Origin of the sequence: Paraburkholderia sp. RL17-347-BIC-D, from assembly GCF_046027915.1 — a bacterium.
Classification (GTDB): domain Bacteria; phylum Pseudomonadota; class Gammaproteobacteria; order Burkholderiales; family Burkholderiaceae; genus Paraburkholderia.
Genome location: NZ_JARESS010000019.1, coordinates 16,631 through 31,422 on the forward strand (window position 1 = coordinate 16,631; position 14,792 = coordinate 31,422).

At 62.0% G+C, this 14,792-nt stretch carries 8 protein-coding genes; all 8 read right to left on the reverse strand.

The genetic code is table 11. The features are described 5' to 3' along the window. Positions 1 to 94: 94 nt before the first annotated feature. Positions 95 to 2,836: a TonB-dependent receptor plug domain-containing protein gene (locus tag P0D96_RS24270; protein ID WP_408280122.1), complete on the reverse strand. Its 2,742-nt coding sequence runs from the start codon at positions 2,834 to 2,836 to the stop codon at positions 95 to 97. A 302-nt stretch (positions 2,837 to 3,138) separates the two neighbouring features. Beyond that, entirely contained in the window at positions 3,139 to 3,714 is a 576-nt protein-coding gene (locus P0D96_RS24275; RefSeq protein WP_132375140.1) for a helix-turn-helix domain-containing protein, read from the reverse strand. A 304-nt stretch (positions 3,715 to 4,018) separates the two neighbouring features. Next, on the reverse strand, positions 4,019 to 5,203 hold the full coding sequence (locus tag P0D96_RS24280) for a tetratricopeptide repeat protein (RefSeq protein WP_408315703.1): 1,185 nt from the start codon (positions 5,201 to 5,203) through the stop codon (positions 4,019 to 4,021). Between the two features lie 9 nt (positions 5,204 to 5,212). Continuing rightward, the gene (locus P0D96_RS24285) at positions 5,213 to 5,641 is read right to left on the reverse strand and encodes an ExbD/TolR family protein (RefSeq protein WP_011487696.1); all 429 of its coding nucleotides are present in this window, start codon (positions 5,639 to 5,641) and stop codon (positions 5,213 to 5,215) included. Between the two features lie 57 nt (positions 5,642 to 5,698). Further along, entirely contained in the window at positions 5,699 to 6,121 is a 423-nt protein-coding gene (locus tag P0D96_RS24290; protein WP_012432473.1) for an ExbD/TolR family protein, read from the reverse strand. A 12-nt stretch (positions 6,122 to 6,133) separates the two neighbouring features. Then, complete coding sequence (locus P0D96_RS24295; RefSeq protein WP_408280116.1) at positions 6,134 to 7,042, reverse strand: MotA/TolQ/ExbB proton channel family protein; 909 nt, start codon at positions 7,040 to 7,042, stop codon at positions 6,134 to 6,136. A 76-nt stretch (positions 7,043 to 7,118) separates the two neighbouring features. Next, a complete protein-coding gene (locus P0D96_RS24300) occupies positions 7,119 to 7,784 on the reverse strand; it encodes an energy transducer TonB (RefSeq protein ID WP_207915680.1) in 666 nt (221 codons plus the stop codon). A 1,038-nt stretch (positions 7,785 to 8,822) separates the two neighbouring features. After that, a complete protein-coding gene (gene uvrA, locus P0D96_RS24305; RefSeq protein ID WP_408315706.1) occupies positions 8,823 to 14,708 on the reverse strand; it encodes an excinuclease ABC subunit UvrA in 5,886 nt (1,961 codons plus the stop codon). Positions 14,709 to 14,792 lie beyond the last annotated feature (84 nt).

Sequence of the window (14,792 nt, forward strand, 5' to 3'; positions counted from 1 at the left end):
CTAACAGAATTGCGCCGCTCCGGTACCGATGAACGGAAGCCGGAGCGGCCGGCCGGCTAGACAGACTGCCGGTGCATCACAAACATCAAGGACTTCAGAAGCGGTACGTCGCACCGACCTGGAAGAAGCGGCCGATGTTGGTGTAAAGCGACTGGTCGTAGCCCGTGATATCCGGGGTAGCCTGCCACTCGACGTCGAACGGCGGCTTGCGATCGAAGATGTTGTTGATGCCGCCGTAGATCGTCCAGTTCTTGAAGCCGCGATACGTGGCCATCAGATTGAACTGGCTGTACGACGCCACCGACAGCGTGCCGCCGTCGCCGAACTCGGCCGCCACCGCGTTGGTGTAGGGGCCAGTGTACTGCCACGTCAGCGTAGTGGTCAGTTTGCGGTAATCCCAGGAGAAGCTGGTATTACCCTTCCAGCGCGGATTGGACGCACCGAACGGCTGCAGCAGCGCGAGGTTGTTGCCGGCGAAGTCCTGCGTCGGCGCACCCGGGCTATTCAGCTTGAAGTGCCACACATAGGCCCAGTCGCCTGCCAGCGTGAACGTGCCGTACTTCGTGCCCACCGACTTGCGGAAGTTCATGTCGAAGCCGTCGGTGTCGAGCGAACCGAGGTTGACGAACTGCTCCTTGATAAAGGCCACCGTGCCGTCCGGATTGCGGATCACGGTCGACGGGTTGTTCGCATCCATCACCGCGTTCGGATCGTCCGTGCCGATCACGCCGTCAATGTGAATCTTGTAGAACGCCGCACCGATATCCGTCGACGAGTCCGGCGAAAGCTGGAAGCCGATGTTGTAGTTCTTGGTGTGCTCAGGCTGCAGCGCCGGATTGCCGTTGACCTGTTCCGTCGTGAAGTGCTTGGTCGGCGTGCCGCTCGGGTCGTTCGGGTCGACCAGGTTCTGGTGAGCCAGATAGGTCGCCTGCGAGTTTTCGACCAGCGTCGGGGCACGGAAGCCGCGGCTATACGATGCAAAAGCCGTCAGAGCCTGCACCGGTTGGAAGCGCAATGCGAAGCTCGGCGAGAACGCACCACCGAAGTCGCTGTAGTGGTCGTAACGGCCCGCCTGCGTGAACGTCAGGTTGCGGATGATCGGGATATCGACCTGATAGTAGACGGCGGCCACATTGCGTTCGCCGTCGACTGTCTGCACGTTGGCCGGCGCGGTCACCCCAAGCGCGCTATACGTGCGCGAGTTGATGATGTTGCTTTCGTGACGGAATTCCGTACCGAAACCGACACCGACCGGACCACCCGGCAGGTTGAACAGGTTGCCCGTCGAGGTCTTCGCCGTGACGCTGTCGAGCTTCGAGATCGCCTGCTCATAGTCGTTCTGGAAGACGCCGTTCAAACCGTTCGGCGTGGCCGACGGGTTCGAGAAGTTGAACACGCCGTTTTGCAGAATGTTCTCGAGGCCTGCAACATTCAGCGCGTTGCCGTAGGTCGTGTCGACCGTGCTCTGCGAATGGCCGTAATCCGCGGACCAATCCCAGTCGCCGAACTTGGCCGTGGTGAACGAGCCCTTCACACCGGTCATCGCACGCCAGAACGTCGACACCGTATCCGCCGACACCGTGTTCGGGAACGTGTAGTTGATCAGCGTAGGCACGCCGAACGGGTTGTACGGGTTGGTGCCCGAGACCGTGCGCGAGATCGGCAACGCCGAACCGGTGGCCGGGTTGAACGCGTTGGTCTGGCTGCTCAGCACCGCCGGACCTTCGTTCTGCACGGTTTCGTTGCGGCTCACCCAAAGGTCGGCGTAAGCCTGCACGTCGTCGTTGACCTTGAAGGTGCCGCGCACTTTCGCGTTCAGGCGCGTGATCGCCGGCACCAGCGAGGTGGTGCTGGCCGGATTCGATTTACACGTGGACGCGCCGTTCGCCGACACGCTGCCCGGAGGACAGGGGTTGAGCGCCATGTTGGTGCCGTCGGCCGTGGTCCAGAACGACTGCTGGTTCGGACCGAGCGGGCCCGCGAGGCCACCCGGGAACTGGCTGAAGTCCTGACCCGCGGTCATGTCGCGATCGCCGAGCGACGACCCGGTGTCGCGGTAGTAGCTCGCTGCGGCCGTCACGTTGAAGCGGTCGCCATTCAGATCGCCGATACCGCCGAGCACGCTGAAGTTGCCCTGTGCGTCGCCCGGATGCTGCGCCTTGCCGAGCTGGCCATCGATCTGCAGGCCCTGGAAGTCCTTCTTCGTGATGATGTTGACGACGCCCGCAATTGCATCCGAACCATACACCGAGACCGCACCGGTCTTCACGATGTCGATGTGGTCGATCATGTTGAGCGGGATCGAATTCACGTCAAAGAACGTGTCGGTGAAGTTCACCGCCTTGCCGTAATTCGCCACCCGTTGCCCGTCCACCAGCACCAGCGTGTACTTCTCGCTCAGACCGCGCAATGCAATGCCGCCGCCGCCTTGCGCGGAGCTATTCATCGTCGTTTGGCCCCAGCTGCTCCCCGAGTTCGCGGACGTGCCGCGCAGGAAGTCGGCCACGGTCGTATAACCGCTTTGCTGGATGTCCTTGGCCGTGATGGTCTGAACTTCCGTATTGCCGACCTTGTCCGACGTGCGGATCAGCGAGCCGGTCACTTCAAATTTCTTGAGTTGCTGAACCCCTTTCCCCGTCGGCGTCGCGGTGTTGCCATCCGCGGACGGTGTGGCAGCAGTGCCCGTTGCCGGGGTGCTTTCCGTCGTCGCGCCTGCCGCAGTGCCGGTGGCGGCCGGCTGGCTTTGTGCAAACGCCGGTACCGCGATTACGGCCGACAATGCCAGTTCAGCCCAGACTATTCTTCTAATGGCCAGCGCCAATGCCCTTTGTTTCATTTTTCCCCTTCTCGCTCGTCAGTAAGGCCACAGCAGTATGTGAAGAGTGGTCTCGTGAACCGCTCTACTCGATATACGGCGATCTTGCGCCGCGTTCCGTTAAAGCAACGTCAAATAAGTCAGTGTCGGACTACTAATTTATTGCAATCGGAATGCGCAGCGCTTTCCAATTGATGCCACTTCTACTGCCAGGCGAACGGATGCCGCTATGCGCCGGCTTATTTTCCCAAATCGCGGGTACACACTTAAGTAATACTTACAAATATCGAGTGACTGCTTTTTCTAAAGCATGGCCTACGGCACTAAAACAATCTTGGCGTCCCTACCCACACGACCACCGCTTCTTCACGCGCAGTGTTGGACCAGGAGTGCGGCACGGTAGACTCGTAATGCGCGGTGTCGCCCGCCTGCAATACGAACGTTGTGCCTTCCAACGTGAGCGAGATCTGGCCGCTCATCACATACAAGAATTCTTCGCCGGCGTGCGTCGTGACTTCTGATGGGTTCTGTCCCACCGGCATCCTGACGAGGATCACTTCCAGCTTGCCGCCGACCGACAGGTTCGTCAGCCTTCCAAACAGATTGGCGGTTCCATCAAATCCGAAGTACTTCAACTCGCTTCCTCTACGCACCGACTTGTCTTCGGTCGGCGTGTCGACGAAATACTGCACCGTGACACCCAGAGCTCGCGCAATACCGACCAGCGATGTGATCGAAGGTGTTGCGTGACCCCGTTCCACTTGCGACAGAAAGGGCTTGGAAATGCCCGCGGTCTTTGCCACTTCATCCAGCGTTCGACTGAGCCGTTGGCGCAGCGCGCGGATTTTGCTTCCTATAGAGACTGCAACGTGTGCCTTGTTATTGAGTGGCAAGACCATAGCAAGACAGAATCCCGTAGTCAAAAATAGTTTGATATATGCAAATTAAGTTTCGTCCGGCGCAACGTTCTCCCCAAACGTTGCTGATAGGTCAACTGAAATTACGCCATGGACAACGGGAACAATTGGTTGTCCAGAAGACTTCCGGATACTGCGAAATGCCTTGTGACGATCGCGGCTGCAACGCCAAGCAGGCATCGGAGACGAGCCACATTTCCTACGACGAGCGCGTCCCCCTCGCGCCCGCCATGAGGAGAGCTCGGGCGCGCCTCGTCCAATGGAACATAACGGGAACGGAGTGCTCTTATTTCGACGCCACCAGCACCCACAAACGCGCGAGATCGGCTGAGCCATCGGTGCCTTTCACTGCACGGAAGGTTTGCACCGCGCGAGCCTTGTCGCCCGCCATGTAGTACGCCTCACCGAGATGCAGCTGCGCCTGGTCCGGGTGATCGAGTCCACCCTTGGCGATCGCGGCATCCATCGCCGCCAGACCCTGCTTCGCCTGCCCCGCGAAAACCTGATTGAAACCCATGTCGACGGGGGCAACGGGGTTTGCCGGATCGGCGGGCGCTTGCGCACGTTTGGCCGCGAGTGCCTGCAGACGTTTCTCGCGATCCGCCTGCGCGTCACGCCCCAGCACGCCCGACGTAAAGCCCTGATCGATGACCTGCTTGCCTTCCGCAGTGGTGCCCGCCACGATCGCCAGTTGGGTCATTTCCATGTAGTCGTCGGCGGTCGACAGCGAGCCGGTCGCGCGACGCAAGCGATACGTGTCGATATCGAGCTTCGACGAATAGCCCGGCTTGTTGCGAATCGCCGAGAACAGATCGTCCCAGTAAGACTGCTTCGGATGATAAGCAACCAGCTTTTCGAGCGTGCTGCGGTACGTGGCATCGTCCTTCACGCGCTGCGCACAGGTGCCGAGCAATTGCAGTTGCGACTCGTCAGGCGCGTGGCCAGCGTGCACCTGCGCATCGACGCCGGGCTTGAGCAAGCTCACCACGCTCGCGCAATCGTTCGACAGGTAATAAGACTGAACCAGCAGCGTGCGCATGTCGGGATCACCGCCACCCGACTTCAGATAGCGTTGTGCAACCTTCGCCGCCTGCGCATAGTTCTTTTGCTGGAAGTAGATGCCGGCCAATGCCGCTGACGTACGTTGCTCGTCCGCGCCGCTCAACTTCCCGGAACTCAGCAACGTTTCGTAGGCCTGAGCAGCCACGCCGGTGTCACCCGCCGCCGCCGCTGCCGCGCCACGCATCTGCTCGACCATGGTGCTTTCGTACGGCGTCTTGCCGGGCACTGCCGCCGCCTGATCGATCTTCGTCAGCGCGTCCTTGTACTTGTGCGCGCGATACAGATCCTGTGCGGCATTCAGCGGTTTCGCCACATCCGGCCGCAAAGTGTCGGCGGCATGAGAGGCGAGCGGCAGCGCGAGAGCGGCCGCGATGACGGCGCGCTTGAACCGTTGATGAATCGTTTGCATTGCCCTTCCCTATTGCATGTACTGCTCATTGCCGATCAGGCCGATCTTCGTCGCGCCCAATCGTTGCGCCGACGCCATCACCTCCGCGACATCCTTGTACGGCACCAGTTTGTTCGGACGCAGATGGATTTCCGCCTGAACCGGTTCGGCGGCCACTTGCGCGAGCCTGGATTCGAGCGCCGCGCGGTTCGGCACCGGCTGGCCATTCCAGGTCGTGGTGCCGTCGAAGTCGATATCGATCTGCACCACTTCCGGCTGCGTGATCGGCGGTGGCGGATTGCCGACCGGCAGGTTCATCTTGATGGCGTGCGTCTGAATCGGGATCGTGATGATCAGCATGATCAGCAGCACCAGCATCACGTCGATCAGCGGCGTGGTGTTGATGTCGACCATCACATCCGGTTCGCTGCCGCCGCCCGACGATACGTTCATTCCCATCATCGCCTCCTGTCGATCGGACCTGGCGCTTTACGCTTGGTCCGATCCCATGCAAAGTTAGCCGCCGCGCGCGGGCGGCTCAGTGATAAACGAAACCTTCGCGATACCGGCACGCTCGCACTCGGTAATGACCCGGCCGATGAATTCATAACGCGCGCTCTGGTCGCCGCGAACATGCACTTCCGGTTGCGGCGTCATGACCGACACGGTTTTCAGGCGTGCCAGCAACGTCGGCGCGTCGACCTGCTTCTCGTTCCAGAAGAAGTCGCCGTCGCGGTTGACCGCGATGACGATACTTTTGGGCGTGGTCTGCAGCGGCTGGATCGTCTCCTTCGGCAATTGCACCGGCACCGTATGCGTCACGACCGGAATCGTGATCAGAAAGATGATCAGCAGAACCAGCATCACGTCGACCAGCGGCGTGGTGTTGATACTGGAGATGACCTCGTCGTTGTCGTCCTGCCCAACGCTCATTGCCATGACGGACTCCGCTTATTGAACCAGCGATGCTTCGCGAACCGCGGCTCGCGCCGGGCGGCGGCTGCCGGCCAGCAGAACGGTATGCAGTTGCGCGCCGAATGCACGCACACGCTCCATCACCGACTTGTTGCGGCGAACCAGGAAGTTGTAGCCGAGCACCGCGGGCACGGCTACCGCGAGACCGATAGCGGTCATGATCAGCGCCTCACCCACCGGACCCGCGACCTTGTCGATCGAAGCCTGGCCGGCAATGCCGATGGCCGTCAGCGCGTGGTAAATCCCCCACACCGTACCGAACAGGCCGACGAACGGCGCCGTGGAACCGACCGTGCCGAGGAAAGCCAAACCGTCTTGCAGACGATTCGACACGTTGGTGATCGCACGCTCGACCGAGGTATCGATCCACGTGTTGCGGTCCACGGCTTCGAGCAGCGCTTCGTCGTGATGCTCGCCGGCCTCGATAGCCGTTTCAGCGATGAAGCGGAACGGCGAGGCTTCGTCGAGGAGCTTCGCGCCTTCGCCCAGCGACGGCGCGGTCCACAACTGCTCGTCGGCGCTCTTTGCGCGGCGGTTCGCGCGGAACTGTTCGAAGAACTTGGTGATCATGATGTACCAGCTGCCCATCGACATGATCACCAGCAGAATCAGCACGAAACGGGCAACGAAGTCGCCGTTCTTCCAGAGGGCGCTAAGGCCGTACGGGTTGCTGACGGTTTCGGACGTAGCTGGCGCCGGCGGCGGCACCGCTTCGTCGGCGGCCGCGCTCGCGGCTTGCGGCGCGGCGGTGGCCGGTGCGACGGTTGCCGACGCGGTGGCGTCGCTAGCCTGCGCATGGGCCATTTGCGGTGCAACAAAGGTATCCACCGTGGTTACGGCGATCAACATGCTTGCCGCCAGTGCGGCGAGAGTACGCTTCTTCATGCCTGCTCCAAGTTCATTAGTACAACTTCTAAACTAAGACTGATAAATCGCTACCGGTACCGAACAGTCTGTGAATTCAGTTCAGGTTAAACGAGAACGGAACTTGAACACGGACAGCCTGGCCTTGGGAAACGCACGTGAACTGCTTGACTGCGTTGAATGCGGCACGATCCAGTGAGGAGTCGTCCGAGGATTTGGCAACGCGTTCATTCGTAATATGGCCCTGCGGGTCGACAACGAATTCAATGAGAACATCACCCGTCACGTTGTTTTCCTGCGCTTCCTTCGGATAGCGGATCGACGAACGGATCTGATCCGAGTTCGGACACACGACTCCAACTTCGGTGCTCACAGGCTTGCTCGGCGCGGGCGGCGCCGGCGGTGCGGGCGGCGCCACTGCAGGCGCCGACACGACCGGCGCGGCTTGATGCGTAATGGTCGGCTGCGGCGGCGTTTGCACCTGCACCTCCGGCGGCGGCACGAACGGCGGCGGCGGCGGCGCGAACTTAGGCGGCGGCAATTGAACCGTGGGCAACGGCGGCGGAGGCGGCGGCTTCACCGGTTCGATGATTTTCGTCTCGATAGGATGCTGAATGACCTGCACGACCTTGGTGGCGAGGCCATTGATCAGCGCATAAATCAGCACGATGTGCAAAAGCAGAACAACTGCGATACCGCCAAAGCGGCGTACTGGGTTTTGCTGCTTGCGCCCAAACTCACGCGGGCGCCCCGGCCTCTCCATACGGGCCGCTACTGCCGGAAATTGCCCTTCGACTTTCGTACCCACCTTTACTCCTCCGGCGTGAATCGTCCATTTCTGTAACTGCAGTGCGCTTATCTACCGCGAACAACATTCACTTCAACCATCCGATGACCGGTGGTCCTTGATTCGGAGTCCAAAACGGACGTGACACTACCCGGCTCCGATCCGACGACACGGACGCGTCTCCAGGAGACCACGGCCGTGCGTCATGTGAGCCGAATAGCCGATCTAAGTAGAACTACTAATAGATTAAATTTGAGCCGCTCACTTCTGCCTTGCATGAACGCTGGAGACCACCCGATCGCTATAAGTCGTAGCGCCTGGAACTTTTTGCGCAAACGTCACACGCGTTTCATCGGTCGCAACGATAGCAGGACAAAAAATGTACGGTCAAACTTTTTTTGATGACAACATACTTAGTTTAGAGAGGTAACTCTAACGCAAGCGAAATTCGCTCCGCATTAAAAGAATAAGCGTATGTCGAGCAGATAAGCATTCGGCTTTTTCTGCCCGACAATTGGGAATTCGCTGCACATTCGTCGTGCATCGATGCACGCGAAACGGCCGGCAGCACGTCTGATCCGGATCGCGAAAGCCCCCGCTGGGCAGGCGTTTTCGCGCCATCTCAACATGACTCGCGTGGATCGCGGATAGGACGTTTGTTGTGGTGATCGGGCGCCGGGGGTGTGACCGCCGCCGAAGGCGAGACGATAGCAGAAGAGTAGAAGCGTTTAAAAATATTTTAGCGGTATTTACGACAGTCTAAATACGCATCTCAATTACGCGTTGAATTGAATTACAAAACAATTCCAATAAATTACATTAAGCCAACAACGCGAATCATGTTGGGCGCGGGCGATGTCGGCGCGATGTTGGTAGGCAGATAGGGCAATTTCGTGAGGGCCGAATTCGCCCGGCCAGAATGACATGAATCATGCGCCGGCAAACTCTTGCGGGTTCAACTCAACAAAGGAGCAAGCGGGAGCGGCGCAACGTTGATCGCGCCGCTCTGCTGCATCAACCGTTTGTGCCCTCGCCTGCCACGACAGCGCTGTTATTACGCGATCGCGCGAGAACCGGCCGCAATGCTGCGCCCGTATGACTCGCCGCAACGCGCGACAATCCTTCGGGATCCGTAGCAGCGACGATCGCCCCGCCGCCCACTCCGCCTTCCGGGCCGAGGTCGATGATCCAGTCCGCCTCGGCGATCACATCCAGATCGTGCTCGATGACGACGACACTATGCCCGCCGTCCGCGAGACGATGCAGCACGCGAATCAGCTTGGCGACGTCCGCCATATGCAGGCCCACGGTCGGTTCGTCCAGCACATACAAGGTATGCGGCGGTTTCTGGCCGCGCCGTGTGATGTCGTCACGCACTTTGCTCAATTCGGTGACGAGCTTGATACGCTGCGCCTCGCCGCCCGACAACGTGGGCGACGGCTGACCCAGCGTGAGATAGCCGAGCCCGACGTCTTTCATCAACTGCAATGGATGAGCGATGTTGGAGATGGGCGCAAAGAACTCGACGGCCTCGTCGATTTCCATGGTCAGCACGTCGCCGATATTCTTGCCGCGCCACGTGACCGCCAGCGTCTCGGGATTGAAGCGCTGCCCGTGACACACATCGCAAGGCACCTTCACGTCGGGCAGAAAGCTCATGCCGATGGTGCGCACGCCCTGCCCCTCGCAGGCCGGGCAACGGCCTTCGCCGGTGTTGAACGAGAAACGCGAGGCCGTATAGCCACGCGCGCGCGCTTCGAGCGTACCGGCGAACAGCTTGCGGATCGCGTCCCACACGCCGATGTAAGTGGCGGGACACGAACGCGGCGTCTTGCCGATCGGTGTTTGATCGACTTCGAGTACACGGTCGATGGTTTCCCAGCCGGTGATCGAATCGCACCCTTGCCATGCATGCGTCACGTTGAGCGGCGCACGCGGCGCTGTGCGCGCCAGCACGCTGGAACGCCGGTTCGCCGCGGGCTTCTCCTCGGCCGCCGCACGCGCGCGCCGCGTGGCCGGCGACGACAGCACTGAACGTCCGACGGCATCCAGCAGGTTGGTCATCAGCACGTCGCGCGCAAGTGTCGACTTGCCGGAGCCGCTGACGCCGGTGACCGCCACCAGCCGCGAGAGCGGGATGCCTACCGTGACGTTGCGCAAATTGTGCAACTTGCCGCCGTGCACAGTCAGCCAATTCTCCGGCACTGCAGCCGTGCGTTTGCCCGGCGCGATCACGTCGCGGCGCGGCTGCAACGGATGCACGATGGGTTGCGCTAGAAACTGTCCGGTCAGCGAATCGGGTTGCGCCGACAGGTCGGCCACACTGCCTTGCGCGACCAGCGTGCCGCCGCGTTTGCCCGCGCCCGGCCCGATGTCGATGATGTGATCCGCACGCCGAATCGTGTCCTCGTCATGCTCGACGACCACCAGCGTATTGCCCTTTTCACCGAGCTTGCGCAAAGCGTTCAACAGAATCTGGTTATCGCGCGGATGCAGACCGATGGTCGGTTCGTCGAGCACATAGCACACGCCTTGCAAGTTACTGCCGAGTTGCGCGGCGAGCCGGATGCGCTGCGCTTCGCCACCGGAAAGACTCGGCGCCGCGCGATCGAGACTCAGATAGCCGAGCCCCACTTCCTCGAGGAACTGCAGGCGGCTGCCGATTTCGCTCACCACGTCACGCGCGATCTCCGCGTCGCGACCGGTCATCTCCAGCGAGTCGATCCATGCGCGCGTGTCGGACACGGTCCACTGCGCGACATCGACAATCGCCTGCGCGTCGAACGTGACCGCGCGCGCGGTGGGGTTCAGACGCGTACCCGCACAATCCGGACATGGTTCGTCCACGAGACCTTCGGGTTCCTGCTCTTCCGACGGCAGGCTCTGTTCGCGACCGCGATTGTCGTCGACGACGATCGTGTCGTCGTACACCGCGCGTTGTTCACGCGTGAGCGCGAGGCCCGTGCCGACACACGTGGTACACCAGCCATGCTTGCTGTTGTACGAGAACATGCGCGGATCGAGTTCGGGATAGCTCGTGCCGCACACCGGACACGCGCGCTTGGTGGACAGCACCTTCACCGCGCCGAGTTTCGCGGTGGGATGGCCGCCGCTGATCGCGTCGTGCAAACCGTCGAGCGGCGCCAGCAGATGCATCACGCCCTTGCCGACTTCCAGCGTCTGGTCGAGCGCCTGACGCAGTTCGGCTTCGTTGTCCGGCGACACGACAATGTCGGCCACCGGCAGCTCGATCGTATGCTCGCGGAAGCGGTCGAGCTTCGGCCACGGGTCCACCGGCACGAACTCGCCGTCCACACGCAGATGAGTATTGCCGCGCGCTTTCGCCCATTTCGCCAGATCCGTATAAACGCCCTTGCGGTTCACGACCAGCGGCGCGAGAAAGCCAACGTGCTGCCCCTTGTGATCGCGCAGCAACTGCGCCGCGATCGATTCGACGCTTTGCGACGTGACCGGCGTACCGTCGTGAATGCAATGCTGCAAACCGAGCTTCACATACAGCAGACGCAGGAAGTGCCAGACCTCCGACGTGGTCGCCACGGTACTCTTGCGGCCGCCGCGCGAGAGCCGCTGCTCGATCGCGACGGTCGGCGGAATGCCGTACACCGCGTCGACCTCGGGCCGCCCCGCCGGCTGCACGATGGAACGTGCGTAGGCATTCAGCGATTCGAGGTAACGGCGCTGCCCTTCGTGAAACAGAATGTCGAAGGCGAGCGTGGACTTGCCCGAACCGGACACGCCGGTAATCACGTTGAATTTGCCGTGCGGAATGTCCACGTCCAGCGCTTTCAGGTTGTGCTCGCGCGCATTGACGATGCGCACCACGTCCTCGCCTTCGATCGCCCGGCGCGCGCGCGCGGCGCTCAGCGCCTTTTGCAGCGGAATGCCTTGCGACGCCGGTTCGGCCGCTGCGCCCATGGCACGGTCATATTGCAGCAGCGCCACGCCGGTATGCGATTCCGGGCAAGCTTTGACGTCTTCCGGCGTGCCGGCGCACAAGACCCGGCCGCCGCCATCGCCACCTTCGGGACCCAGGTCGATCAGCCAGTCGGCCGCGCGGATCACGTCGAGATTGTGCTCGATCACGATCAGCGAATGACCGCTCGCGAGCAGCTTGCCGAACGCCTGCATCAGCTTGGCGATGTCATCGAAATGCAGGCCCGTGGTGGGTTCGTCGAACATGAACAGACGTTTGGCAACCGGCTGCTTCGCGCTGCGCGCAGTCCGCGCCTGGGCCGATTCCGCGAGGAAACCGGCGAGCTTGAGCCGCTGCGCTTCGCCGCCCGACAGCGTGGGCACCGGCTGGCCGAGCTTCACGTATTCGAGGCCCACGTCGACGATTGGCTGCAGCACGCGCAGCACTTCGGCATCTTTGGCGAAATATGCGGTGGCTTCGCTCACCGTCAATTCCAGCACGTCGGCAATGCTCAGCGCGCGCGCCGGTTCGCCGCGCTCGATCTTCACTTCGAGCAGTTCCGCGCGATAACGGCGCCCGTCGCAATCGGGGCAGCGCAGGTACACGTCGCTCAGGAATTGCATTTCGATATGCTCGAAACCCGAGCCGCCGCAGGTTGGGCAACGGCCTTCGCCCGAGTTGAAGCTGAACATGCCCGGACCGTAGCCGCGTTGCTGCGCGAGCGGCGCCTTGGCAAACAGCTTGCGGATCTCGTCGAACGCGCCGACGTAACTCGCCGGATTCGAACGCGCCGTCTTGCCGATTGGCGACTGGTCGACGAACACGACGTCGGTGACCTGATCGGCGCCGCTCAAACTAGTGAATGCGCCCGGCGACTCAGTGGCGAGACCGAAGTGCCGTGCCATGGCCGGATACAACACGTCTTGCAGCAACGTGGATTTGCCGGACCCCGACACCCCCGTCACGCAGACGAGCCGCTGCAATGGAATCTCCACCGTGACATCGCGCAGATTGTGCTCAGTCGCGCCTTCGAGCACGATGCGCGGCGTGGCGGCATCCACCGGACGCTGCGACCAATGCGCCGCGTCGGCCACATGCCGGCGGCCACCCAGGTACTCGCCGGTGAGCGTGCCTGACGAACGGATCGCCTCGGGCACGCCGTCGTAAATGATCGAGCCGCCGCGCTCGCCCGGTCCCGGACCCATGTCGATCAGACGATCCGCCGCGAGCATCACGGAGGGATCGTGTTCGACCACCACCAGCGTATTGCCCGCATCGCGCAAACGGTGCATGGCTTCGACGATGCGGTTCAGATCGCGCGGATGCAAGCCGATGCTCGGCTCGTCGAGCACGAACAGCGTCTTGGTGAGCGACGTGCCGAGTGCCGTGGTCAGGTTGATCCGCTGTACTTCGCCGCCCGACAGCGTGCGGCTTTGCCGGTCGAGCGTCAGATAACCGAGGCCCACGTCGCACAGGTACTTGAGGCGCGTGCGCACTTCGGCTAGCAGCAGCTTGAGCGCGTCGTCGAGCAAGGCGCTCGGCAAACTGATTTCGTCGAAGAAGCGCCGGATGCGCTCGATCGGCATCAGCATCAGGTCATGCACGGTCAGACCCGGCAACGCTTCGAGCTGCCCGCGCGTCCAGTCGACGCCGCGCGGCAGGAAGCGCTTCTCGGCCGGCAGCACGTCGTCCGCATTGGCCTTGCTGCCGAGGCGCCACAACAGCGATTCCGTTTTCAGACGCGCGCCGCCGCAGGTTTCGCACGGCGTATAGCTGCGGTACTTGGACAGCAGCACACGAATATGCATCTTGTACGCTTTCGATTCGAGATACTCGAAGAAGCGTTTGACGCCGTACCAGTGGCTTTGCCACTTGCCGTTCCAATCCGGCGAGCCGTTGATCACCCAGTCGCGCTCGGCGTCCGTCAGTTCGCCCCACGGCGTGCCGCGGCGGATATCGGCTTTCGCCGCGTAGCGCATCAGATCGTCCTGGCATTCCTTCCACGCGGGCGTTTGCATGGGCTTGATCGCGCCGTCGCGCAGCGTCTTGCGCGCGTCTGGAATCACTAGCCCGAGGTCGACGCCGATCACGCGGCCGAAACCGCGGCACACTTCGCACGCGCCGTAGGCCGAGTTGAACGAGAACAGCGCGGGCTGCGGATCGGCGTAGCGCAGATCGCTTTCCGGGCTGTGCAAGCCGGTGGAGAAACGCCAGATTTGCGGTTCGGCTTCCTGACTGTCCGCCCCTTCCGATGACGCCGGCAGCACATAGATATTGACGCGCCCGCCGCCGCGCTTGAGCGAGGCCTCGATCGCCTCGACCACCCGCTGCTTGTCCACCGAGCGCAGCCGGAAGCGGTCGGCCACCACGTCGAGCAGCTTGCGCTTGCCGGTGGGCGAATCGACTTCGCGCTGCGCCTGCACGCGCGTGTAGCCACTGGCCGACAGCCACTGCTCCACTTCCTGCTCCGACGCGGATTCCGGCAACTCGACCGGGAACGTGACGACGAGCCGCGGCTCGTTTTCCGCCGTGCGTTCGAGCAACTCGGCGTAGATCGTTTCCGGCGTGTCGTGGCGCACCTGATGGGCCGTCTTGCGGTCGAACAGTTCGGCCGCGCGCGCGTAGAGGAGCTTCAGGTGATCGTTGAGCTCCGTCATGGTGCCGACGGTGGAACGCGAACTGCGCACCGGATTGGTCTGGTCGATCGCAATGGCCGGCGGCACGCCGTCGACGCGGTCGACTTGCGGCCGGTCCATGCGGTCGAGAAACTGCCGGGCGTAAGCGCTGAATGTTTCGACGTAGCGCCGCTGCCCTTCCGCGTAAAGCGTGTCGAACACGAGGCTCGACTTGCCGGAGCCGGACGGGCCGGTGACGACCGTCATTTCGCCGGTTCGTACGTCGAGGTCGACGTTCTTGAGGTTGTGCTGGCGTGCGCCGCGAATCTTGATAGTGCCGTTAGATGCCAATTTTTCCGACCGTCTGAATGAGTGGGTCACCTCTCACGGACGCCTCGCGACCGCGCAAGTTCGGTGCGCCGGGCTGGCGGAAAC